At 45.9% G+C, this 21,527-nt stretch carries 17 protein-coding genes; 12 read left to right on the top strand and 5 right to left on the bottom strand.

Annotation, left to right across the window (positions count from 1 at the left end; translation table 11 throughout):
* Positions 1–237: 237 nt before the first annotated feature.
* Together AC4OGX_RS20785 and AC4OGX_RS20780 are read right to left on the bottom strand one after the other, a co-directional pair.
* Positions 238–996: a type 1 glutamine amidotransferase gene (locus AC4OGX_RS20785; protein ID WP_493332766.1), complete on the bottom strand. Its 759-nt coding sequence runs from the start codon at positions 994–996 to the stop codon at positions 238–240.
* Positions 993–2,354, bottom strand: coding sequence for a Mur ligase family protein (locus tag AC4OGX_RS20780; RefSeq protein WP_493332765.1), 1,362 nt, complete (start codon positions 2,352–2,354; stop codon positions 993–995). Before AC4OGX_RS20780 ends, AC4OGX_RS20785 begins: the two co-directional genes overlap by 4 nt.
* A gap of 234 nt (positions 2,355–2,588) precedes the next feature.
* Here AC4OGX_RS20780 and AC4OGX_RS20775 point away from each other — a divergent pair, with 234 nt between their 5' ends.
* The gene (locus tag AC4OGX_RS20775) at positions 2,589–5,024 is read left to right on the top strand and encodes a cation-translocating P-type ATPase (protein WP_493332763.1); all 2,436 of its coding nucleotides are present in this window, start codon (positions 2,589–2,591) and stop codon (positions 5,022–5,024) included.
* Between the two features lie 76 nt (positions 5,025–5,100).
* Here the strand turns inward: AC4OGX_RS20775 and AC4OGX_RS20770 are convergent, their stop codons facing one another.
* Positions 5,101–5,811 carry a J domain-containing protein gene (locus tag AC4OGX_RS20770; protein WP_493332761.1) on the bottom strand — a complete coding sequence of 237 codons (711 nt, stop codon included), beginning with the start codon at positions 5,809–5,811 and terminating at the stop codon, positions 5,101–5,103.
* Between the two features lie 140 nt (positions 5,812–5,951).
* Positions 5,952–6,131, bottom strand: a complete 180-nt coding sequence (locus AC4OGX_RS20765) for a hypothetical protein (RefSeq protein WP_493332759.1) — start codon at positions 6,129–6,131, stop codon at positions 5,952–5,954.
* Between the two features lie 204 nt (positions 6,132–6,335).
* Here AC4OGX_RS20765 and fliB point away from each other — a divergent pair, with 204 nt between their 5' ends.
* The 10 genes from fliB (at position 6,336) to AC4OGX_RS20715 (ending at position 17,544) form a co-directional block, all read left to right on the top strand.
* On the top strand, positions 6,336–7,538 hold the full coding sequence (fliB, locus tag AC4OGX_RS20760; protein ID WP_493332757.1) for a flagellin lysine-N-methylase: 1,203 nt from the start codon (positions 6,336–6,338) through the stop codon (positions 7,536–7,538).
* A 62-nt stretch (positions 7,539–7,600) separates the two neighbouring features.
* On the top strand, positions 7,601–8,641 hold the full coding sequence (locus AC4OGX_RS20755) for an alcohol dehydrogenase (RefSeq protein WP_493332755.1): 1,041 nt from the start codon (positions 7,601–7,603) through the stop codon (positions 8,639–8,641).
* Positions 8,642–8,672: 31 nt separating this feature from the next.
* Positions 8,673–9,476 (top strand): C39 family peptidase, encoded by an 804-nt coding sequence (locus AC4OGX_RS20750; protein ID WP_493332754.1) that lies wholly within the window; start codon positions 8,673–8,675, stop codon positions 9,474–9,476.
* 69 nt (positions 9,477–9,545) lie between these two features.
* Complete coding sequence (locus AC4OGX_RS20745; protein WP_493332752.1) at positions 9,546–10,823, top strand: D-alanyl-D-alanine carboxypeptidase family protein; 1,278 nt, start codon at positions 9,546–9,548, stop codon at positions 10,821–10,823.
* 218 nt (positions 10,824–11,041) lie between these two features.
* Positions 11,042–11,722, top strand: coding sequence for a deoxyribose-phosphate aldolase (deoC, locus tag AC4OGX_RS20740; protein ID WP_493332751.1), 681 nt, complete (start codon positions 11,042–11,044; stop codon positions 11,720–11,722).
* Positions 11,715–12,605 carry a metallophosphoesterase gene (locus tag AC4OGX_RS20735; RefSeq protein ID WP_493332749.1) on the top strand — a complete coding sequence of 297 codons (891 nt, stop codon included), beginning with the start codon at positions 11,715–11,717 and terminating at the stop codon, positions 12,603–12,605. Before deoC ends, AC4OGX_RS20735 begins: the two co-directional genes overlap by 8 nt.
* Positions 12,606–12,679: 74 nt before the next feature.
* Positions 12,680–13,423 carry a segregation and condensation protein A gene (locus tag AC4OGX_RS20730; RefSeq protein WP_493332748.1) on the top strand — a complete coding sequence of 248 codons (744 nt, stop codon included), beginning with the start codon at positions 12,680–12,682 and terminating at the stop codon, positions 13,421–13,423.
* A gap of 17 nt (positions 13,424–13,440) precedes the next feature.
* The gene (gene scpB, locus AC4OGX_RS20725; protein ID WP_493332746.1) at positions 13,441–14,010 is read left to right on the top strand and encodes an SMC-Scp complex subunit ScpB; all 570 of its coding nucleotides are present in this window, start codon (positions 13,441–13,443) and stop codon (positions 14,008–14,010) included.
* Between the two features lie 231 nt (positions 14,011–14,241).
* Positions 14,242–15,441, top strand: a complete 1,200-nt coding sequence (locus AC4OGX_RS20720; RefSeq protein ID WP_493332745.1) for a D-alanyl-D-alanine carboxypeptidase family protein — start codon at positions 14,242–14,244, stop codon at positions 15,439–15,441.
* A gap of 114 nt (positions 15,442–15,555) precedes the next feature.
* The gene (locus tag AC4OGX_RS20715) at positions 15,556–17,544 is read left to right on the top strand and encodes a 2-isopropylmalate synthase (RefSeq protein ID WP_493332743.1); all 1,989 of its coding nucleotides are present in this window, start codon (positions 15,556–15,558) and stop codon (positions 17,542–17,544) included.
* A 176-nt stretch (positions 17,545–17,720) separates the two neighbouring features.
* On the opposite strand, the gene AC4OGX_RS20710 is transcribed toward AC4OGX_RS20715, so the two are convergent.
* Complete coding sequence (locus tag AC4OGX_RS20710; protein ID WP_493332741.1) at positions 17,721–19,064, bottom strand: peptide MFS transporter; 1,344 nt, start codon at positions 19,062–19,064, stop codon at positions 17,721–17,723.
* Positions 19,065–19,409: 345 nt separating this feature from the next.
* Here AC4OGX_RS20710 and AC4OGX_RS20705 point away from each other — a divergent pair.
* Positions 19,410–21,527: [FeFe] hydrogenase, group A (locus tag AC4OGX_RS20705; RefSeq protein ID WP_493332739.1), on the top strand; the 2,118-nt coding region annotated here is incomplete at its 3' end.

The raw sequence follows: 21,527 nt of genomic DNA, 5'->3' as shown, positions 1-21,527 counted from the left end.
TGAGAATAATCATGGTATAATCTCAGCTTATACAACTATATTCTAACATTATACACAACTTTTCGATTAGACTCTAGTACTAATTGAAGTCTATTTTTATAAACCGGTAAAATATAAAAGGCATCCATGAGAGTTGATTTACTCTTGGATGCCTTTTATATCCATATCCAACGGCTGATTTCTCTGCCGCTATATTGGACGAAGTAACACTTTAGATGCATTAAAATGCAGGAAATTCTAGGTATGTCTTTTGATTGTTTCTTTCAGGATATACTTTTTATCACTGTACCGGTCCACGATATAACTGTTAGCCAGATGCTCTAATTCATCGGGGAGGGGCTCAAGCCGTACATCCTCACCATACTTTCTCTTCAATGCCCGTTCCAGCAGATAATCACACACATGCGGGTTCTTCGGTAGAAGAGGGCCATGCAGGTAGGTCCCGATCACATTTTTATATACCACGCCCTCATAGCCGGATTTTCCGGTATTTCCAAGTCCGTAAAAAACTTTTCCAAAGGGGGTGTGGTCCCCGATATAGGTGCGCCCGCCGTGGTTTTCAAAACCTACCACAGGAGTGTCAAACAGGGGGCTGTTCAGTACGATATTGCGGATCAGACGCTCCGGCTCCCATTCTGTGGTAATATCCAGGATAGAGAGGCCTTCGATCATTTTTTTCTCGGTCTTATAATACTTTCCAAGGAGCTGATAGCCGCCGCATACGGCCAGTACAACTCCATCATTCTCTACATAATCCTTAAAATCCTCTTGGATATCCTTTAAATGCCCGCAGACAAGCTCCTGTTCCCGGTCAGATCCTCCTCCTAAGAGGACGATATCTAATTTCGAAAAGTCGATCAGATCCCCGGAAAGGAATGGGATGACCTCAGCCTCCATTCCTCGCCATTTCAGACGCTTTAAAAAGCACTGGATATTCCCGCGGTCACCATATAGATTCAGAAGGTCGGGATATAAATGTCCTATTGTCAATTTCATGCCTGATTCCCTCCTTTTGATGCTTTTTCAAGTTCATTCAGCAGATGGTTGGTCCGGTACAGCCCGGAATAATTCACGATCACATACAGATTTCCCGTGCCGTTTTTCGTCCGGTCGAGGATGGTGGAGCGCATATCTGTCGTAGAATCACAGGGGATATCCTCATATTTGAGACGCAGCCCCATATCATGCCGCCGTGTACCGTTGGTCGTGATCGTTGCAGCCTGCGCGTCTGCGAGATATTGGAAATCCACATCCCAGAGCCAGGAGATATCTTCCCCATCCTGGTAAGTATCATTGATCTGGATGATGATATCCTTCGGTTTCTTGTCCTTGAGTACCAAAGAGATCTTCTGCTGGAAGCCGATCGGATTCTTTGCCAGGTGCAGCTGGACCCTTGCACCGTTGATGGTGAAAATATCCTCGCGGTTGTTTCCGTAATCAAAGGATTCGATCATCTCCTTGAAATGCTCCCTCTTTGCACCCAGTGCATTCAATGCTGCGTAAGCAGAGAGAGTGTTGTAAATATTATACGGTGTACGGGCGGTGGATCGGATCTGCATGCCGTTCATCCGGAAGGTATACAGCTCATCATGCAGCTCGATCTCTGTCGCCGTAAAGTCAGGCTCCGGGCGTTTTAAGCCACAGTTCGGGCAGTGATAGATCCCCAGCTGTCCATAGTGGAAAAAGTCATATTCCAGCTTTTTGCCGCAGGAACGGCAGAAAATACTTTCCCGGATCTCAGAGCGGGAAATATCATCAAAAATCTGTTCGCTGATGCCGTAAGTAACGAAAGGATTCTTACTCTCTGATGCCAGTGTATAAGATAAAACATCGTCACAGTTAATGATCAGCGTGGTATCCGGCACACTGGTCACACCGGTCTTTAGCTTTTGGAATGTGATATCCACCTCACCAAAACGGTCAAGCTGATCCCTGGATATATTGGTCAGCAGGGCGCAGTCAGGCTTTAACTGCGGAAGTACATTGACAGATGCGATCTCGTCCACCTCGATACACGCATAATCTGCATCCAGGCGGCAGTGCTTGTCCGTTGCAAGGACGAACGCAGAAATAATCCCGTTTAACATATTGGCTCCGGTCCTGTTAATGATCACCTTTTTTCCTTCTGCTTTCAAAGCCTGGTACAGAATGGCATTCGTGGTGGTCTTGCCGTTGGTTCCCATGGTAACGATTGTCTTCTCTCTGACCATTTCAGACATGGCAGAAAGAATCTTCGGGTCGATCCTGCGGGCAACATATCCGGGCAGGGTGACACCGCTTCCTCTATTCAGTTTTTTGATCAGATAACTTGTGCATTTAGCACATTTAATTGCAAATACAGTTCTTAATCTCATAATATCAATCCAACTTTATCCTTTTTTCTCAAATACCTGTATCATTATAATAGAAAAAGGAATAGAAAACAAGGAGTCTGAAGAAATTATAAAGATTTTGTTAAGGCCCTGGAATTTCGATATGAGTGTGTTAAAATAGAGAAATCAGAAAGTACAAGGAATTTCCTGGAAAGAGGTGTATGGATCAGGAAATTCCCATATGATAAAACTGGTAAATGGGGTGAAATTTATTACATGCAGAGAAAAAGCAGGCAGCAAGTGATCGAAGAGAAAAAGGACAGGAGGATACCGACGACCCGGTATCAGCCGGATTATAAGACAGGCTTAACAGGACAGCAGGTGCAGGAGCACAGACTTCACGGATGGACGAACCAGGCAGTGGACCCTCCGGCGAAGTCGACGAGGGAGATCATCCATGACAACGTGTTTACATACTTTAACTTGATATTTACCATTCTGGCTCTGCTGCTTTGTGTAGCAGGATCTTTCAGAGACCTGACCTTCCTGCCGGTCATTATTTTGAATACATTGATCGGTATCGTACAGGAGGTGCGGGCCAAGAAGGTATTAGATAATCTGACCATGCTCAATGCCCCGCATGCGACAGTGGTGCGGGATGGGGAGAAGACAGTCATTGATGCAGAAGAGCTGGTATTGGATGATATCGTCATCTTTAAGGCCGGGAATCAGGTCTGTGCGGATGCAGAGGTCTGTGCAGGAGAGGTGCAGGTGAATGAATCGCTTCTGACTGGCGAATCGGATGAGGTGACAAAGCATAAGGGCGACCAGCTGATGTCCGGGAGCTTTATTGTTTCAGGGAAGTGTCACGCCAGGCTGGACAAGGTCGGGATGGATTCCTATATCTCTAAGCTGACGATTGAGGCAAAGGAGATGCAGGAGGGCGAGCAGTCGGAGATGATCCGTTCTTTAGACAAGCTGGTCAAATGTGTGGGGATCGCTATCATTCCGATTGGTATTGTTCTGTTCGTGCAGGCGTTTTTCTTTCAGAATGAAGGGATCCGGTCCAGCATTACGTCTATGGTGGCGGCTGTCATTGGCATGATCCCGGAAGGACTTTATCTTTTAGCCAGCGTGGCGCTTGCAGTCAGTTCCGTGCGTCTGGCGCAGAAAAAGGTCCTGCTCCACGATATGAAATGTATCGAGACATTGGCCAGGGTGAATGTACTCTGTGTGGATAAGACAGGAACGATCACAGAGAATACGATGAAGGTCGAGGAGGTCATAACAGCCCCCGGATATGACGGCGAAAAGATGGAGCCGCTTGGTATGCTGATCGGTGATTTTGCGGCGGCTATGGATTCAGATAATATCACGATGGCAGCAGTAAAGGAGCATTTCCGGACGGCTTCAGGGAAAAAGCCTGTGAGCAGAACAGGCTTCTCATCCGCGACGAAATACAGCAGTGTGACCTTTGAGGAGGGCTCTTATGTTTTGGGAGCGCCGGAGTTTGTCTTGTTGGATCAGTTCGCAGAGTATGAGGAGGAGATCACGGGATATGCCTCAAGAGGTGCCCGTGTCCTTGTATTCGGGTCCTATGATGATGAGATTGACGGTAAAGCATTGACAAAGCCGGTCACACCGCTTGGATATATCCTTCTTGCCAACCCGATCAGAAAGGAAGCAAAAGAGACCTTTACTTATTTTAAAGAACAGGGAGTGGAGGTCAAAGTCATTTCCGGGGATAATCCGGTAACGGTCTCTGAGGTGGCGAAAAAGGCAGGGATCGCCAATGCGGAGAATTATGTAGATGCCTCCACATTGAAGACGCAGGAGGAGCTTCGTAAAGCAGTCCTTGAAAATACTGTATTCGGCCGCGTGACCCCGAACCAGAAGCGGCAGTTTGTCCAGATTTTAAAGGAGGAGGGGAAAACAGTAGCCATGACCGGGGATGGTGTCAATGATGTCCTGGCCCTGAAAGATGCGGACTGCAGTATCGCCATGGCATCGGGCAGCGAGGCCGCAGCCCAGGCATCCCAGCTTGTTCTTTTGGAATCGGATTTTTCCTGTATGCCTCAGGTTGTATTGGAAGGCAGAAGGGTGGTAAATAATATCCAGCGCTCAGCCAGCCTGTTTCTGGTGAAGAATATTTTCTCCTTCCTCTTGTCCTTGTTCTCAGTTGTGTTTATGGTAACCTATCCGCTGGAGCCGTCACAGGTATCCCTGATCAGTATGTTTACGATCGGTGTGCCGGCGTTCTTCCTGGCACTGGAGCCGAATAAGAATATCATCAAGGGACATTTCCTGACCAATGTATTCTTAAAGGCGCTGCCGGCCGCTCTGACAGATGTTCTTGCGGTCGGTGCCCTGGTCGTATTCGGACAGACCTTCGGCGTGAATCCGACGGATATCTCTACCGCTGCGACCATGCTTTTGGCGATCGTAGGATTTATGATCCTGTATAAGATCAGTGCGCCGATGAACATATTGAGGACGGCTGTGGTAGGCGGGTGTATCGCCGGGCTTTTATTCTGCAGTATTTTCCTGCACCAGTTGTTCGCGATCACCTCAATGTCCACAAAATGCATCATGCTTTTTGTTGTTTTCTCTATTGCGACAGAGCCTGTCCTGCGTTATCTGACGGCATTGGTTGGAAAGCTCAGGCTGTATTATCTGCGTCTGCCCGGCCGGATCGTGGAAGTTGAGGGATAGAATTGCATCGAAAAGGTATGAAATGCGAAGAAAAGAGCCTGGAACATATGCAGATAACATATGTTTCAGGCTCTTTTTATGATTGGATCGCGTAGTTGAGCAGTTTTTTCAGGTTATTGTGAAATTGTCTGCTCTGTGCTTTTAGACGCATTTTTTCGGCACTGCTTTTGGTCCGCTCGATATGAGCGTCATATTTTGCAAAAAGTGTACGGTAATCCATGTTTTGTTTCTGCCCCCAGCGGACTAAGATCCAATTCATTGCATCCGGTGTCCAATAGGTCATAGGGATCTCAGCCATCTTTAAGGTCGTGATATATTGGATCGCCTTGAGGGAGAGGGCATTTAGCTGCTCTGTTATGTTCTCGTCATTGTGGTTTGGTTTTCCAAGCCTCTTAAAGATCTTAAGGGGCAGTCCTTCCCGCTTAGAAGTAGATTCCATGAGACTGCTGCTTTTGCTTACGATCTCGTTTAGCTTGCAGGCGGCATTCCAATAGGTGACAAAGGATGTGGATTTTTCACTTCCAGGTTCCGGGCCCACCGTATAGGTGCGAAATACACGGTTTGAACCGCCGGACAGCTTTGAATTATATTTTTTACGCTTGTCCGGGTTGGAAAGTATCCGGTATGCTTCCAGTATTTCCTGCATGTAGGCAGTGGTGTCTATGTTATTATGAACGTTGGCATCAGGATGGTATACTTTTGCCAAAGCATTTTTTGCATTTGTGATCTCTTCAAGGGTCGCTTCTCTGGATACGCCGAGAATATCATAATATGTACGGGTTCCCATCGTTTCCTCCTTATTCATTTCCATTATTTATTCTTCCCACGTTTTATATTACGATATGGAAGAGGAAAAATCAAGAAATTATATGCGGACATAAAAAAGAAATGTCGGAGAGAGATCCATCCGACATTTTGGGTATTTTCCTATCCCTGGAACATATTTTCCACGTAGTCTCTCATTTCTTCTCTGCTGTGCTTCTCCTTTGCCCCGTTGATCACCTTTTCCTGCTCTGCTTTCGAAAGATGGGAAAAATGGTTCAGTGCATCGGAATGCTGGGCGAGTGCCATTGTAAAGCCAATAGGAAGTTCTTCATTATCGATCATCTTAACCGCTCCTTTTTTCTTTATGTTAAAGTTGATAAAAATGCCGGATGCTTTCGGGGAGATCCGGTATTTCTTCCGGCTGTGCCTTAGTTAGTATGCACGGATTTTTTCGTATTATACCTGTTTTTTGAGTATGAAAAATGATATACTTTAATTCAGAGCGCAGCCGAAAAAGCCTGTCAGGGTAAGAGCTGCGGATGTCTTATGGACATGTTGATATTTTCGTATTATTTGCAGACAGAGAGGAAAGAGAAGATGCAGTATACAGCACCACACTACTACAGCCGGTTCGCATGTATCGCAGGGGAATGTCCGGATACCTGCTGTGCGGGATGGCAGATCGCCATTGATCAGAAGTCGTTAAAGGCATATAAGAAGCAGAAAGGAATGATCGGCAGCCGGCTTCATAATGAAATAGATTGGAAGGAGGAGGTGTTCAGGCAGTATGACGGACGCTGCGCCTTTTTGAACGAAGAAAACCTGTGTGACCTCTATTTAGAGGGGGGCAGCAGGATGTTCTGCCGGACCTGCAGGATGTATCCGCGGCACATCGAGGAATATGAGGGGCTCAAAGAGATTTCCCTGTCCCTGTCCTGCCCGGCTGCGGCAGAGCTGATCCTGGGATGTGAGGAGCCGGTCAGGTTTCTTACGAAGGAGGCAGAAGACGGTAAGGAAGAGGAATATGTAGATTTTGACTACCTTTTGTTTACAAAGCTGGAGGATTCCAGAGATCTGATCTTTCAGATCCTTAAGGACCGTAAGATCAGGATAGAGGTACGCATGGCTATGGTACTGGCGCTTGCGCACGACCTGCAGCAGCGGATCGATAAGAATGCATTATTTGAAGCAGACAGTCTTTTGGAAAGGTATCAAAAAGAAGGGGCAGCGGCATGGTTTGAAGAACGGCTTCGTGATTGTGTTAAAGACGGGGAGAAGGAAGAGAAAAGAGTAGAAGCGCTGAAAGAAGCCTTTTCGCTTTTGGACGGCCTGGAAGTTTTGAGAAAGGACTGGGGGGAATATTTGTCTGAGATCAGGAGGACCTTGTTTACAGACCCCTTGGCTAAGCAGTGGGAGATGCCGGAGGGCTTTGATGTGAAATGGGAGCAGCTGATGGTCTATTTTGTGTATACATATTTCTGCGGGGCGGTCTACGATGGGAAGGCCTATGGAAAGATGAAGTTTGCTCTGATGGGAACCCTTTTGATCCGGGAGATGACAAGGGCCTTATGGGTCCAAAATGGCAGGAAGAAAGAGGAGAAGGAAGCTCTTTTTCAAGATCTTCTAACGGCAGCCCGCCGTTATGCCAGGGAGATTGAGCACTCGGATCTGAATAAAAATACAGTAGAACAACGTCTCGAAGAAGAACAACGGTTCGGGATCGATACTTTTTTGCGGATCCTTTCATAAGCTGCAGGCAGGATACTGCTGTACTTATAAAGTGGTTTTAAAGGCAGAAGGAGGAAAGGGGTATGAAGGCAGTTGTTTATAAAGGAAATGGGAGGATCTCGCTGGAAGAGCGTCCGGTCCCGGAGATTCAAAAGGATACGGATGCTATCGTAAAGGTGACATTGACTACGATCTGTTCCAGTGATATCCATATCAAGCATGGGGCGGTTCCCCGGGCACGGACAGATACGGTTCTGGGACATGAATTTGTCGGGGAAGTCATCCGTGTCGGACACTCTGTCAGGAAGATCCGTCCGGGGAACAGAGTCGCCGTGAATGTGGAGACGTTTTGCGGAAAATGTTATTTCTGCAGAAGGGGATATGTCAATAATTGCACAGACAAATATGGCGGCTGGGCTTTGGGCTGCAGAATTGACGGAGGGCAGGCCGAATATGTCAGGATTCCTTTTGCGGATAACTGTCTGACAAAGATACCGGATACCGTGAGTGATGAGGCCGCACTTTTTACCGGAGATCTGCTTTCAACAGGATACTGGGCAGCTAAAATGGGAGACATCAAGCTGTCTGATACGGTTGCAGTGATCGGCGCCGGGCCGGCGGGGATCGCGGTGATGATGTGCGTCAGCCTGTATAATCCGTCCAAGATCATAGGGATCGATATTGATGATTCGAGGCTGGAGCTTTTAAAGAATAATCATATTGCAGATGTAACCTTAAACCCGTTAAAAGATAATGTAGAAGAGGTGATCCGGGATATGACCGATCAGCATGGTGCGGATTCCGTAATGGAGGTGGCAGGGACCAGGGAAAGCTTCGAGATGGCATGGAGGATCGCGAGGCCCAATGCCGTGGTCGGTGTGGTCGCTATGTATGAGGAGGATCAGATCCTGCCGCTGCCGGCAATGTATGGGAAAAACCTGACGTTTAAGACGGGCGGGGTAGATGCAGCCAACTGTGAGGATATCCTTCGTCTTATTGAGAACGGGAAGCTGGATACAAGCTGCATGATCACACACAGAACATCTCTGGACCATATTATGGAGGCTTATGATATTTTTGAGCATAAGAAGGACGGCGTGGTCAAATATGCGGTAACCGTGTGATCGGGGACGGGAAAGAGATGAAATACAAAAGATGATGTATATAAAGAGAGTGATGAGCTGCTTTTTGGCAGTGCTGTTTACTGCTGTTATAACATGGTACGGCTTCAAATCCGCTTCCGGGAAGGTCTTTGAGGAGGAGAGGGGGAAAAGCACGTCAGTAATTTCTCTGAACAATGTTGAGGAGAACGGAAGCAGCCCATATATTTTTGAAAAAAGTATAGAGGATGCGATCACAGATATCGAATTAAAAGAGCTTCCGCCCAGCTGCATCCTGGAGGTACCCCTTGTTTTACAGGAGCCGGAGCTTCCGACGGGATGTGAATCGGTGGCTTTGACCATGCTTCTTATGTATGAAGGATATGAGCTTGAGAAAACAACAGTCGCCGACGAATATCTTCCCTATAGCGCCAACGGAGATTTTTCGGAGGGGTATATCGGAGATCCCTATACTTATGAGGGGGCGGGATGCTTTCCGCCTTCTCTGGTGGAGGCTGCTGATCTTTTTCTGGAAGAACACCATTCTGCAAAGCGGGCAGTGAACCTGACAGGCAGAAGCTTAGAGGAGCTGTTTCATTATATCGCGGACGGTATTCCGGTTGCAGTCTGGGGAACTCAGTATATGACAGACACCTGGCTCTATGAAGAGGGATTTTCGGAGGGCGGGATAGAGTATCGCTGGTATGAAAATGAGCATTGTATCGTATTATCTGGATATGACCTGGAAAAAGGAATTCTTATGGTGAATGATTCCCTGGTAGGAGTGATAGAGAGAGATCTGAGAGGATTTGAAGAGCTGTATGATATGACTGGGCAGCTTGCAGTGGCGATTTTATGAGTTTTAGTTCTAATCAGGAACTCCTTTTACTATATTGGTAATAGACGATATAGCAGAGGGAGTTTTTTTATGAGATCAGTCCTGGCGTTACTATTGAGCGCATTACTATGTGTGCAGAATGTATATGCGATGCCGGCAAAAGAGTATATTGTCTATGAGGATACACAGGAGGAAGGCCCGGATACAAACGGGACTGCAGAAACAGAAGGGACAAAAGAGACAACAGGAACGGCAGATACAGAAGATACGAAGAAACAGGATACCGCCGGACCAGAGGTCAGCGCTCCTTCTGCTATTTTGATGGAGGCCTCGACTGGGGATGTGATCTATGAGAAGGATGCCGATACAGCACGGCCTCCGGCAAGTGTAACGAAGATCATGACCATGCTTTTGATCTTTGATGCGCTGTCGGAGGGGAAGATCAAGCTGGATGACCAGGTGGCGACCTCTGAATTTGCAGCTTCCATGGGCGGCTCGCAGGTGTTTCTGGAGCCCGGGGAGACACAGAGCGTTGATACCATGCTGAAATGCATTTCTGTTGCCAGTGCCAACGACGCCTGTGTGGCTATGGCGGAATACATATCCGGAACCGAAGAGGAATTTGTAAACCAGATGAACAAGCGGGCAGAGGGCCTGGGAATGAAAAATACACACTTCGTCAACTGCAATGGATTAGATACCGACGGACATGTGACAACGGCCAGAGATATCGCACTGATGTCCAGGGAAATGATCACGAAATATCCGCAGATCCACGATTATTGCATGATCTGGATGGAAAATATCACCCATACGACTAAAAAAGGCACCACAGAATTCGGTCTGACAAATACAAACAAGCTGGTTCGTCAGTATGAGTATGCGACCGGATTAAAGACGGGGTCTACCGGGCTTGCCAAATTCTGCGTATCTGCTACAGCGAAGAAAAATGATATCGAACTGATCGCAGTCATTATGGCGGCGGAGGATTCAAAGGCCAGATTCCGTGATGCCACATCGCTGTTAAACTATGGGTTTGGAAAATGTCAGCTCTATCGGGATGATAAGCCGGAAAAACTAAAGGATATTGAGGTGAAGGGCGGTGTACAGGACAAAGTGTCCTGTGAGTATGCGGGAACATTCCGATATCTGGATACTACAGGGGCCAATCTGACAGGCATTACAAAGAAATTAAAGATGAAAAAAAGCCTTGAGGCGCCTGTGAAGAAGGGGACAGTTGTCGGAAGCCTGGTCTATGAGATGAACGGAAAGGAGATCGGAAAGCTTGACATTATTGCTACGAAAAGTATAAAGAAAGCAGGCTTTGCAGATTATCTGAAAAAGGTCCTGAGCAGATTCAGGACATAAGCTTTCCGCTTTAGAAGAGAACAGCCGCTGTATACCTCATGTTATGGAAGAGGGGAGCAGCGGCTTTCCCATAAAACAAAGGATTGTACAATAATGACGAATGTCTTATAATTGAAAAGAAGCATAAATCTACTGCAAAATGATTTAAAAAGATTCTATATGCAGATACAATACATATTTGCATGCAAGAATACTTGTATACAATAAGGAGGCTGAATATGGATTTTGCAAAAATGATCGATCATACAATATTAAAACCAGATGCAACAAAGGAGGAAGTGAAGAAGCTCTGTGAGGAAGCGGCAGAATACGGCTTCTGTTCCGTATGTGTGAACTCCAGCTTTGTGTATTATTGTGCACAGCAGTTAAAGGATACCGATGTGAAGGTCTGTACAGTAGTGGGATTTCCATTGGGGGCTATGTCTACGGATGGCAAGGTATCGGAAACGGTGGCCGCCATCGAGGATGGGGCAGAGGAGATCGATATGGTGGTCCATGTCGGTATGATCAAAAGCCGGGACTGGGACTATGTCAAACAGGATGTTGCCTCTGTTGTAGAAGCAGCAGGCGGCAGGGCGGTTGTCAAGGTGATACTGGAGACATGCCTTTTGACAGAAGAAGAGATCGTGACTGCGTGTCAGATCTGCAAAGAGGCAGGTGCAGCTTTTGTAAAGACATCAACAGGATTTTCCACAGGAGGAGCTTCTGTCAAGGATGTTGCCCTGATGCGAAAAACAGTGGGGCTTGTCATGGGAGTGAAGGCCTCCGGCGGGATTAGGACCCTGGATAAGGCAAAAGCCATGGTGGCAGCAGGGGCAGACCGGCTGGGGACAAGTTCCGGTGTGGTGATCGTGAGGGCGCAGAGAGAAGAACAGATGGCAGGAAAATGTCATGATTAAAGCGCTTCTTATTTTAATGGCTGTCGGCCTGCTGATTCTGGGGATTGTTATTGCGGAGGGAAGAAGAGAGCTTAAGTTTTTCAGGATGAGGAGATACCGGCTGCGGGTTCCTAAATTTCAAGCCTTGGATTCTCCAAAAAGAGTGATCCTGCTCGCAGATCTACATAATAAGGTCTATGGAAAAGAAAATGAGGAGCTTGTGGAGGCTGTGCGCAGGGAAAAACCAGACATGATCCTGGTGGCAGGAGATATGCTTGTGGGTAAGGAAAAGATGCATTATGAAGAGGCAGTACAGTTTCTGATACAGCTTCCCCGGATCGCACCTGTCTACTACAGCCTGGGAAATCATGAACAGCGTTTAAAAGAATATCCGGAGAAATATGGGGCCGGTATTTTTAAAAAATACAAGGATACCTTAACAAAGGCGGGGATACGCTTCCTGGAAAATGAGGGGGCCGACTGTATGCTGGACAGGCTTGCTGTGCGCATTACCGGGCTTACCCTTCCTATGGCTGTTTACGAGAAGTTTAAGAAGCATACGGTAACATCTGAAGATATCAGCCGGTGTCTTGGGAGCGCAGACCGGGAAAAATATCAGATCCTGTTGGCCCATAATCCGGTTTATTTTCCGGCTTATAAGGAGTGGGGAGCGGATCTGACTGTATCCGGGCATCTGCATGGCGGAATTATACGCCTGCCTGTCTTAGGGGGTGTGATCACGCCCCAGTTCGCCTTTTTTCCCAAATATTCAGGGGAGATGACCGTGGAAGGAGATCAGGCGGTGGCAGTCAGCAGGGGGCTGGGGACACATACAGTCAATCTGCGTTTCTTGAATTACGCGGAAGTGGTTGTGATCGATCTGATGCCATTTGATATACCGTAAAAACTGCTTGTGCAATTGTTTGAATTCACGTATAATAGGAAACGGCGCGAATATTCACAGCGGAGAGTGAAAGAATGGGAATACCAGTAAAATTGGAAGTGTTTGAAGGGCCTCTGGACCTTCTTCTTCATTTAATAGATAAGAACAAAATTGACATCTATGACATACCGATCGTAGAGATCACAAATCAATATATGGATTATATCCGGGATATGCAGCAGGAGGATCTGAATATTATGAGCGAGTTTCTCGTCATGGCAGCGACCCTTCTGGACATCAAGTGCAGGATGCTGCTTCCCAAAGAGGTCAATGAGGACGGGGAAGAGGAGGATCCGCGTAAGGAGCTGGTGGAACAGCTCCTTCAATATAAAATGTACAAGTATATGGCGTACGAATTAAGAGACCGCCAGGTTGACGCGGATCAGGTGCTTTATAAGTTTCCTACGATCCCGGATGAGGTCCAGGAATATGTAACGCCTGTTGATATTGATGAGCTTTTGGACGGACTGACACTGACGAAGCTTAATAAAGTGTTTAAAGATGTCATGAGGCGGCAGGACGATAAGATCGATCCGGTCAGAAGTAAGTTCGGAAAGATTGAAAAGGAGGAAGTTCCCCTGCCTTTGAAGCTTACATATGTAGAGGAATATGCCAGGACACATAAGAGGTTCAGTTTCCGGCATCTCCTGGAGGAACAGAAGAGCAGGATGCATGTGGTGGTGACATTCCTTGCGATTCTGGAATTGATGAAAATGGGGACCATTCGGGTAGAACAGGAGGAAATATGCGGGGATATCATGATTGACTCGCTGATTTGAAAGGAATGGAAGAAGAGATGGAAATAGAAAAACTGCAGGGCGTCATTGAGGCGATACTCTTTACCATGGGTGATTCTGTGGAATTGAGTAAGATTGCAGCGGCTATAGAGCATGATGAAAAGACGACAAAGAAGATCATTCATAATATGATGGACCGTTATGAGGCAGAAAACAGAGGGATCCGTATCATTGAATTAGAAGATTCTTTTCAGATGTGTACCAAGAAGGAGACTTATGAATATCTGATCAGAGTTGCAAAACAGCCGAAGAAATATGTTCTTACGGATGTCCTTCTGGAGACCTTATCGATCATTGCCTATAAACAGCCGGTCACAAAGCTGGAGATCGAGAAGATCAGAGGAGTAAAATCAGACCATGCGGTCAATAAGCTTGTTGAATTCGGGCTTGCAGAAGAGGTGGGAAGAATGGATGCACCCGGAAGGCCTCTTTTATTCGGGACTACGGAGGAATTCCTGCGCAGGTTCAGTGTACAGTCTTTAGATGAGCTGCCTACCATCAACCCAGAACAGGTTGAGCGTTTTAAAGAAGAGGCAGAGGATGAGGCCCAGCTAAAGCTGGAGATTTAACCTGATCCAGAAGGCGGTGGAGGAGAGTTTGAATATCCGCTTTGATCCGGTAAAATAGTGAAAAGATGATCTGTCAGGTTCTAAGAGAAGTGATCCGCACATAAATACTTAATAACATAGTATGATGTGGAGTGCGTTGGTGTGAGGAAGGGACAGACAGAAAAATGGCAGGGGACAGTTGTTCCCCATAGAATAAGGAAGAAAATGATGGTAATTCTCCTGGTTTTCTGTATGATATCTACAGGAATTCCCGGCTGGCTGCAGCTTGTGATGAATGTGGAGGCAAAGGAAGAAGGAGAGCCTGGTAATCTATACGCCCAGTCGGCAGTTTTGATGGATGCAGACAGCGGGCGTATTTTATTTTCCAAAAATGGACAGACAGAACGGGCCAATGCGAGCACGACAAAGATCATGACCTGTATTCTGGCCCTGGAATATGGCGGACTGGATGACGTGGTGACAGCCAGTTCTTATGCGGCATCACAGCCAAAAGTACATTTGGGGGTGACTGCGGGGGAGACATTTCATCTCAGGGATCTTTTGTATTCCCTGATGCTGGAGTCCCACAATGACGCTGCGGTCATCATTGCAGAAAGCGTGGGAAAAAGCGTGGAGGGGTTTGCCGATATGATGAATGAAAAGGCAAAAGAAATTGGATGCATGTATACATATTTCATTACCCCCAATGGACTCGATGCAGCAGATGACAAGGGGGCTCATCACACGACAGCAGAAGACCTGGCAAGGATCATGAAATACTGTATTATGGATTCGCCTCAAAAAGAGATGTTCCTGGAGATCACACGGACTCCTAATTATCAGTTTACGGACTGCTCAGGGAAAAGAAGCTATTCCTGCACCAATCATAATGCATTTCTGCAAATGATGGATGGTGCTCTGTCTGGAAAGACAGGATTCACGGCAGATGCAGGATATTGTTATGTAGGAGCGCTTAAAAGAGACGACCGCACCTTTATTGTTGCTCTTCTTGCCTGCGGATGGCCTAATAACAAGACGTACAAATGGGCAGATACCAAAACATTGATGAAGTATGGGCTGGAGAATTATCAGTACCGCGATATCTGGCAGGAAGCAGATGTTGGAAGCATAAAAGTGGTCCAGGGGATTGATGATAAGCATCCCTTTGATACCACAACAGAGATCAGGCTTAAAGTAGCTGGTGATGATAAAGACTGGCGGATGCTTTTAAAGGAAGAGGAACAGGTCAAGGTGGTCTGGAAAGCGGAAAAAGTACTAGAGGCCCCTGTCACAAAGGGGCAGAAGTGTGGCGAGGTCCAGTACCTTTTAGACGGCAGCTTGTTAAGGTGCTATGATATTGTGACAACGAGAACGGTAAAAGCGAAAGATACAAAATGGTATATAGGAACAATTTTTGGACGGTATTTTTTGCAAATCCCAAAGAAAGATTAAAATACATCAAGGTAAATGATTAATAACGTCACTAGATAATGATTGATTCTTGTGTTACTATAGTAAAAGATAAAAAAAGACAATCAATTTGATAAAATATAAGGAGACGTTATTATGAAAAATTACCAGAAGTATGAAAGAACGTATTTTATGCCGCCTGAAGAATGCTATGACTGGGCGAAAAAGGATCATATCGAGACGCCGCCTGCATGGTGCAGCGTAGATTTGAGAGACGGCAACCAGGCACTGATCGAACCGATGAGCCTGGATGAAAAGATCGAGTTTTTCCAGCTTCTGCTTGATGTTGGATTCAAAGAGATCGAGGTTGGTTTTCCGGCAGCGTCCGAGACAGAATATCAATTCCTGCGTACACTTATCGAACAGAATATGATTCCTGATGATGTAACGATCCAAGTGTTAACGCAGGCAAGGGAGCATATCATAAGAAGGACCTTTGAGGCTGTGAAGGGTGCGCCGCATGCAGTTATACATGTATACAATTCCACTTCGGTGGCACAGCGGGAACAGGTTTTCAAGAAAAACAAAGAAGAGATTAAGAAAATTGCAATAGACGGAGCAAAATTATTAAAGAAGCTTGCAAAGGAGACAGAAGGAAACTTCACCTTCCAGTACAGTCCGGAAAGCTTTCAGGGGACAGAGGTTGATTATGCATTAGAGGTATGCAATGCGGTGCTTGAGGTATGGAAGCCTACGAAGAAGAACAAAGCAATCATTAACCTTCCGACCACTGTTGAGAATGCCATGCCGCATGTATTTGCAAGCCAGGTAGAATATTTTAACAGGCATCTCTACAGCCGTGAAAACGTCATTCTTTCCCTTCATCCGCATAACGACCGCGGGTCAGGAGTCAGCGATGCGGAGCTGGGGATCCTTGCAGGAGCAGACAGGATCGAAGGAACCTTATTCGGAAATGGTGAGCGTACGGGAAATGTGGATATCATTACGCTGGCTATGAATATGTTTTCGCAGGGCGTAGATCCTCATCTGGACTTTTCCAATATGAGCGATATCTGTGAGACATACGAAAGACTGACAAGGATGAAGGTATCTCCTCGCCAGCCATATGCCGGGGAGCTTGTGTTTACAGCATTTTCAGGATCCCATCAGGATGCTATCGCCAAGGGGATGGCATGGAGAGAAGAGAAGGAATGTGACATCTGGACGGTTCCTTATCTGCCGATCGATCCGAAGGATGTGGGAAGAAGGTACGATTCCGATGTGATCCGTATCAACAGCCAGTCAGGAAAAGGCGGTGTTAATTACATACTGAAACAAAGCTTTGGCATCAGTCTTCCGGAGAAGATGAAAGAAGAGGTGGGATACCTTGTAAAAGATGTTTCAGATAAAGCACATAAGGAATTGGATCCGGACTGGGTATACCATATTTTCGAAGACCATTACATCAATGCAAAAACAATCTTTACTGTTGATGAATGCCATTATAAGCAGGAAGACGGGATCGTGGCAGAGGCGACGATCCACCATGCGGGAAGCAGCCGTACGATCACAGGAGTCGGAAACGGACGTTTGGACGCGGTCAGCAATGCGATCAAACATTACTTTGATATCAGCTATGAGCTTGCCTTTTACGAGGAACATTCACTGACAAAAGGATCATCTTCCAAGGCAGTCGCATATGTGGGTGTGATCTGCAATAAGAAAAAATACTGGGGTGTCGGGATCGACGCAGATATTATCAAGGCCTCTGTAGAAGCACTCGTCGTAGCGGTAAATAAGATCGAGGAGATCAAGAATTCAGATACATGTAAGGACGAGAGATTGTTAGAGATCACGAATTATATTTATGCAAACTATAAAGATGTGACACTGGATGACCTTTCTGAGAAGTTCTTCCTCTCCAAACCGTATCTTTCCAAATACATCAAGGAAAAGTCGGGAATGACCTTCGGCGATATCTTAAAAACGGTAAGGATGAAGAAAGCAAGAGCGATGCTAAAGAGCAGTAATACAACGGTGGAGAGCATTGCAGAGTCGGTCGGATATCAGAATGTAGAGCATTTTAACAGGATATTCAAGAAGATGTATAATATGACTCCGGTACAGTTTAGAAATAAGAAATAGAGTAATAAGTAGTGGAATAGGGAATGAGAAATAAATAATAAGGATGCGGTTTTCTGGAATTGATTCCGGGAAGCCGCATTTTAAAGTTGCAGCTTACGATTTATAAGTATAGATTTATAAGTATAAAAAAGAGTATTGAGACGATTCCCAATACTCTTTTTATGTAGACCTTCTGATTATTTTTCGTTAGCAAGGTGATCAAGGTTCTTACTTGCAACCCAAAGGATAACACCTAATACGATTACAATAACACCAAGTCCGCCGTAGCCCATCCAGAAAGTAGTTGTCTTTAACCATGCATATAAGTATGGATATGTCAGGTTTGCAATAAATACAGCGATTGGCCAGAAACCTAACAGAAGTCCGAGTACCTTTGCAGGTGCGATCATTGTGATGAATGAGTTACCAAGTGGTGAGAAGATCATTTCACCAACTGACATTAACAGAGCAACAAGAACGATCCAGATCAAGGATGCCTGTCCGTCGCCTCTGATCAGGTCAGCAGCAACCATTGCAACGAATGCAAGACCAACTAACATCATACCAAGAGCAGTTTTCTTAAACATACTCATATCGCCCTTCGGACGCTTAGCCATCTTAGCCCAAACTACAGCGAGTACAGGTCCTAAGATGATACATGTCAGAGCATTGATAGAGTCGAACCAAGATGTCGGAACTGTGAAGCTTCCGATTACCCAGTTAGCGTGGTTCAGGAACGCATCTCCATCGCCGTGTCCGAAGTAGTAGTATACAGGCATGTAAGCCAGGTACCATACGAACCAGAATACAGCTGAGAACAGTGTTACTAATACGATAGCGAAGATACGCTTCTTGTCTCCACTTGAAAGAGGCTGGCTTTCTTCTGCTTTTTTCTTGTCTTTGTCAATAAACTGTCTCTGGTCATGCTTGAATGGTTTCTTACCAGCTTCTCCCAGAGCTTTCTGGTTAACCATGAACCAGATTGCATCTACAAACAGGAAGATTGCACAAAGCAGGAATACGAAGTTGAATCCTTTAGGTCCGATAAGAAGTACAACGAAAGTTGTTCCGATGAATGAACCAATATTAACAAATGAATACTGAATGGAGAATGCACTGTTCAATTCATCTTTGTCTTCGAATAACAGACCGTTAACACCTGAAAGGTTACCTTTGAATAAACCTGTTCCTACAGAAACAAGGATGATCATAACCCAAACAAGTGTCATGGAATGAGCCTGCCATGTACATAAGTAACCAAGACCCATTAAGATCATACCTGCGATAACACAGATTCTTGGGCTTAACCAGTAGTCAGCGATGTATCCACCAAACATAGGTGTGATGTATGTAGCTGCTACGAAGAAAGCTGAGATCTCTGCTGCGTAGGTATCTGTTAAACCTAATCCGCCGCCTGCTGCGTTTGTTGCGATCCAGATTGCAAGCATGTACTTCACAACATAGAATGCGCAACGCTCAAATGTGAAACCTAAGGCACATACATAAAAGCCAAATGGTCTCTTCTTTTTTGCTGTTTCCATAATAAAAACCCTCCAATTAGTTTTTTGATGTGTGCACTGTCCCGTGCCGGGGTGAGAATATTAATATATATTCTCGTTTACCTTTAGAAAAACCTCCTCCTTTGTGAAAATTTTCTCCATGAGGTGATTGTACCATAGTTTATAAAAAAGGACAAATAAAACTTTATATTTTATTAATAAATTTTTACAGGGATTTTATAACTATTTTCTTCCAATGCATCCTTATGGTGAAAAAAATGTAGAAATATCAGAAAACGTGCAGAAATATGTTGACAAAATGTGGGAATTATGACACTATAATAATAGGAATCGTTACTATTAATATTACGAAAGAGAGGAGTTTATATGCATCAGTTTACCGAAATCAGAATTCCGATTGAGCCTGATAATCCTTCTATAAGAAGACAGGAGGATCTATGTATTAAATGCGGACAGTGCAGAAGGGTCTGCGAGGAAGAAATCGGGGTCGGCAGGCTTTATTCTCTGAAAAGCACGCAAGATAAAGCAATCTGTATCCATTGTGGGCAGTGTGCGAACGTCTGTCCCGCGGGATCGATCACGGAGGTTTATGAATACCAAAAGGTGAGAGAAGCTGTGAAGGATCCGGAAAAGATTGTTATTTTCAGTACGTCTCCTTCTGTCAGAGTGGGACTGGGCGAAGAGTTCGGGATGCCGGCAGGAAGCTTTGTGGAAGGTGAGATGGTCGCTGCTTTGAGAAAGCTGGGTGCAGACTATGTTCTGGATACAAATTTTGCGGCGGATCTGACGATCATGGAGGAGGCCTCAGAGCTGGTAGAGAGGATCACCAAAGGGGAAAAACCTCTGCCGCAGTTTACGAGCTGCTGTCCCGGCTGGGTAAAATTTGTGGAAACCTTTTATCCGGAGGTGATGCCGCATATTTCCAGTGCAAAAAGTCCGATCGGCATGCAGGGACCAACGATCAAAACTTATTTTGCGAAGAACAAAGGAATCGCACCGGAAAAGATCGTGAATGTAGCAGTCACACCTTGTACGGCAAAGAAATTTGAGATCAGAAGAGATGAAATGAAGGATTCCGCTTCCTACTGGGGAGAGGAAAAGCTCCGGGATATGGATCATGTGATCACGACCAGGGAGCTGGCCCGCTGGATGCGCGAGGAAGGTCTCGAACTGGGGAACATAGGAAAGAGTGAATACGATGAGCTGATGGGAAAAGCGTCAGGAGCCGGCGTGATTTTTGGAAACACGGGCGGAGTGATGGAAGCGGCAGCCCGGACAGCGCATTTCCTCGTGACCGGAGAGAACCCGCCGGAAGATTATCTGAATCTGACACCGGTTCGCGGAATGGACGGGCTGAAAGAGGCACAAGTACAGATTGCAGATGTGAAGCTGAGACTGGCGGTCATTCATGGGGCAGAGAATGCAAGAGTATTCCTTGATAAATGGAAAGATGGGGAAGCTCCATATGATTTTATAGAAGTTATGGCCTGCAGAGGAGGATGTATCGGAGGCGGAGGACAGCCCAAGACAGAGGTCCCGATGACTGATGAAATTCGGAAAGCAAGGATTGCATCCTTGTATACAAAAGATTCTGAGATGCAGCTGCGCTATAGTCATGAGAACCCGGAGATTAAAAAGCTTTACCAGGAGTTCTATGAGGCTCCGTTGAGCGGCCTTGCAGAAAAAATGCTTCACACCTCATATAGGGACCGTTCAAAAGATCTTGGCCCGGAAGGTAAAATAAGTGTTATTAATATAGAAGAGACACAGAGTCAATATACAAAGGAAGAGGAGACAGGAAATATGAAGAAATGGAAATGTACAGTATGTGGTTATATTCATGAAGGCGAGAATGCGCCGCAGCAGTGCCCAATCTGTAAAGTACCTGCTGACAAGTTTGTAGAAATGGAAGCACCGGCAGCTTTGAAGACACCGGCGGCAGAAGCTGTGAGACCGAAGGATGCACCTGCACCGGGATCTAAGACAGAGAAAAACCTTATGGATGCATTTGCCGGAGAATCTATGGCGAGGAACAAGTATACATACTGGGCAGATGTGGCGAAAGAGAACGGTCTTGAGCAGATGGCGGCTATTTTCCTTGAGACAGCAGAGCAGGAAAGAGAGCATGCTAAGATGTGGTTCAGGGCATTCCATGGGATCAATGGTGTAGAGCAGAACCTGATCGATGCTGCTGCAGGGGAAAACGAAGAATGGACACAGATGTACAAACGCATGGCAGAAGAAGCCAGAGAAGAAGGATATGATGCTATTGCAGCGAAATTCGAACTGGTAGCGAAAGTGGAAGCTCAGCATGAAAAGAGGTATCTGCGTCTGCTCGAGAATTATAAGGCTGACAGGACCTTTGCAGGGGAAGCTCCTCTTGGATGGAAGTGCCGCAACTGTGGATATATTCATGAAGGTCCGGAGGCACCGGAGGTATGTCCTGTATGCATGTATATATCCACAGTTGCGGCACTTCCATCC

The sequence above is a fragment of the Faecalicatena sp. genome (genome assembly GCF_058819085.1).
This window is presented reverse-complemented; position numbering and strand designations above follow the sequence as displayed.

Excerpts from the sequence above, each read along its gene's own strand:
- AC4OGX_RS20785 (WP_493332766.1), bottom strand. The coding sequence starts at position 996 with ATGAAATTGACAATAGGACATTTATATCCCGACCTTCTGAATCTATAT.
- AC4OGX_RS20780 (WP_493332765.1), bottom strand. The coding sequence starts at position 2,354 with ATGAGATTAAGAACTGTATTTGCAATTAAATGTGCTAAATGCACAAGT.
- AC4OGX_RS20775 (WP_493332763.1), top strand. The coding sequence starts at position 2,589 with ATGCAGAGAAAAAGCAGGCAGCAAGTGATCGAAGAGAAAAAGGACAGG.
- AC4OGX_RS20770 (WP_493332761.1), bottom strand. The coding sequence starts at position 5,811 with ATGGGAACCCGTACATATTATGATATTCTCGGCGTATCCAGAGAAGCG.
- AC4OGX_RS20765 (WP_493332759.1), bottom strand. The coding sequence starts at position 6,131 with ATGATCGATAATGAAGAACTTCCTATTGGCTTTACAATGGCACTCGCC.
- fliB (WP_493332757.1), top strand. The coding sequence starts at position 6,336 with ATGGACATGTTGATATTTTCGTATTATTTGCAGACAGAGAGGAAAGAG.
- AC4OGX_RS20755 (WP_493332755.1), top strand. The coding sequence starts at position 7,601 with ATGAAGGCAGTTGTTTATAAAGGAAATGGGAGGATCTCGCTGGAAGAG.
- AC4OGX_RS20750 (WP_493332754.1), top strand. The coding sequence starts at position 8,673 with ATGATGTATATAAAGAGAGTGATGAGCTGCTTTTTGGCAGTGCTGTTT.
- AC4OGX_RS20745 (WP_493332752.1), top strand. The coding sequence starts at position 9,546 with ATGAGATCAGTCCTGGCGTTACTATTGAGCGCATTACTATGTGTGCAG.
- deoC (WP_493332751.1), top strand. The coding sequence starts at position 11,042 with ATGGATTTTGCAAAAATGATCGATCATACAATATTAAAACCAGATGCA.
- AC4OGX_RS20735 (WP_493332749.1), top strand. The coding sequence starts at position 11,715 with ATGATTAAAGCGCTTCTTATTTTAATGGCTGTCGGCCTGCTGATTCTG.
- AC4OGX_RS20730 (WP_493332748.1), top strand. The coding sequence starts at position 12,680 with ATGGGAATACCAGTAAAATTGGAAGTGTTTGAAGGGCCTCTGGACCTT.
- scpB (WP_493332746.1), top strand. The coding sequence starts at position 13,441 with ATGGAAATAGAAAAACTGCAGGGCGTCATTGAGGCGATACTCTTTACC.
- AC4OGX_RS20720 (WP_493332745.1), top strand. The coding sequence starts at position 14,242 with ATGATATCTACAGGAATTCCCGGCTGGCTGCAGCTTGTGATGAATGTG.
- AC4OGX_RS20715 (WP_493332743.1), top strand. The coding sequence starts at position 15,556 with ATGAAAAATTACCAGAAGTATGAAAGAACGTATTTTATGCCGCCTGAA.
- AC4OGX_RS20710 (WP_493332741.1), bottom strand. The coding sequence starts at position 19,064 with ATGGAAACAGCAAAAAAGAAGAGACCATTTGGCTTTTATGTATGTGCC.